The organism is uncultured Blautia sp. (genome assembly GCF_902497045.1).
Lineage (GTDB): Bacteria > Bacillota > Clostridia > Lachnospirales > Lachnospiraceae > Blautia_A.
In genome coordinates this window covers 1-2,095 of record NZ_CABVDF010000336.1, presented here as the reverse complement: position 1 = coordinate 2,095, position 2,095 = coordinate 1, and the positions used below count along the sequence as shown (strand labels likewise).

2 protein-coding genes are annotated in these 2,095 nt (G+C 43.2%); both read right to left on the bottom strand.

Features of this window, described 5'->3' with window-relative positions; genetic code table 11:
• Nucleotides 1-1,209 (bottom strand): PTS transporter subunit EIIC (locus tag RDS42_RS14405; protein ID WP_308784265.1); only part of this gene is annotated, 1,209 nt, incomplete at its 3' end.
• Between the two features lie 207 nt (nucleotides 1,210-1,416).
• Complete coding sequence (locus RDS42_RS14400; protein ID WP_308784264.1) at nucleotides 1,417-2,031, bottom strand: NUDIX hydrolase; 615 nt, start codon at nucleotides 2,029-2,031, stop codon at nucleotides 1,417-1,419.
• Nucleotides 2,032-2,095 lie beyond the last annotated feature (64 nt).

Sequence of the window (2,095 nt, the reverse complement as noted above, 5' to 3'; positions counted from 1 at the left end):
GATCACTCGAAGCCAGCTGGTCTTTTCATTTCCCTGAAGGATACCAAACAGAAAAAAGTCAAGAAATCCGCCGGAAAAAGTAAGACCTACGGCAACATTCAGCATATGGGCGATCATATAAGCCGATCCTGCAAGAATCACCTGTACTGCAAAAAGAGCCGGCGCTACAAACAGGAAAGAAAATTCCAAAGGCTCAGTGATACCTGTGGCCATACATGCCAGAGCCGCTGAAAGAAGAAGACCGCCTGCCGCTTTTTTCTTCTCAGGTTTCGCGCACTGATACATAGCCAGCGCTGCTCCTGGAAGACCAAAGATCATGAAAATAAACTCTCCGGAAAAATATCTTGTGGCATCTGCACTGAAATGTGCGATATTGGCGGAATCAGCCAGCTGTGCAAAAAAGATATTCTGTCCGCCCTGTACCATCTGGCCTGCAACCTCCATGGTACCGCCTACAGCAGTCTGCCAGAACGGCATATAAAATACATGATGCAGACCAAATGGAATCAGCGCTCTTTTAATGAGACCAAAGACCAGAGTTCCTGCATAACCGGAGCCTGTTACAAGCCCGCCCAGAGCATAAATGCCATTCTGAACTGCCGGCCATACAAAATACATAAGAATCCCCACAAGCATATATACGATTGTTGAAATGATCGGTACAAATCTGGTGCCTCCAAAGAAAGACAAAGCATTTGGAAGCTGAATCCTGTAAAAACGGTTATGAAGAGCCGCCACTCCAAGTCCTACAATAATTCCTCCAAATACACCCATCTGAAGAGACTGAATACCGCAGACAGAAGTAATGGTTCCCTCAAGGACAGTTTCTGCAATCTCTCCGTTTTCAAGAATCAGTCCGTTGTTGATCAGCATGGCGTTGATTGCTGTATTCATAACAAAATAGGCAATTACTGCAGAAAGAGCGGAAACCTCTTTTTCTTTTTTTGCCATACCAATGGCAACGCCCACTGCAAAAATCAAAGGCAGGTTGTCAAAAACAGCGCTTCCTACCTTATTCATGATCATGAGAAGATAGTGGAGGATGGTTCCGTCTCCCAGAATTTTTGTTAATCCATAAGTTTCAATAGTGGTTGCGTTAGTAAATGAACTTCCGATACCCAGCAGAAGACCTGCTACCGGAAGAATGGCGATAGGAAGCATAAAGCTTCGTCCTATACGCTGAAGCACACTGAAAATTTTGTCTTTCATTCTTACTCTACTCCTTCTTATTTTTATTATCATCTAAGAAGTGAGTATACGCAGCTGTATCCTGTTTCAACCGGTTTTTTGTACAAAAAAAGACACTACTACACATAAACACTTCTCGTTATGTATAGTTAATGCCTCCTGAAGAGTAACACACTATAGCTTTTATAACCATAAAAACTATAGCATGTTTTTCTCGTATTTGTCAAGCTATATTTCCTCATTCAGAAATCCAAAGGGCTCTTCATCCTTCAGAAAATGCATCAGCATATAAGCGCACATGATAGCCACACGTTCTTCCTTCAAAATACGCCTTACCTCTTCTCTGTCTGCCAGAACCACCTCTATCTCCTCACTGTCCTCCTGAGCGGCCTTGCTTATCTCTCCGTCCGCATAGCCGTAAACAGTGGCGCAGGATTCATCTGTAAGTCCTACGGTAGTAAAATACGGCTTTTCAAAGGCAGGATCCACATGAAGAGGCATAAAAGTAAGTCCTGTCTCTTCATACATTTCCCGGATGGCTCCTTCGTGAAAATCTTCTCCCGGCTCCACCAGACCTGCCGGAAATTCATATACATATCCTCCAAGGGTATATCGGTACTGACGGATCAGCACCACCTTGTCTTTTTTCTCTCCGTACAGACTGTAGATAATAACTCCGTCCGGGTTGTTTTTTCCTGTTTTCAGCTTCATTTCACTGACCGCTTTTGCTCTGGACGCCACAAAATAAGATACTGGCGTATTATGGACGCTGGTAGCGCTGACATGATACAGATTGACAAAACGATTGTCCGTAAGCTTTTCTACATGATGTATCTTTCCCATAGATAATCTTCTCCTTTAAATTTATAAAAACTGATATTATGACCTTTTAGCCCAGATACCTTAA

Bases quoted from the DNA above. Each gene is read 5' to 3' on its own strand.
- RDS42_RS14400 (WP_308784264.1), bottom strand. From the start codon at position 2,031: ATGGGAAAGATACATCATGTAGAAAAGCTTACGGACAATCGTTTTGTC.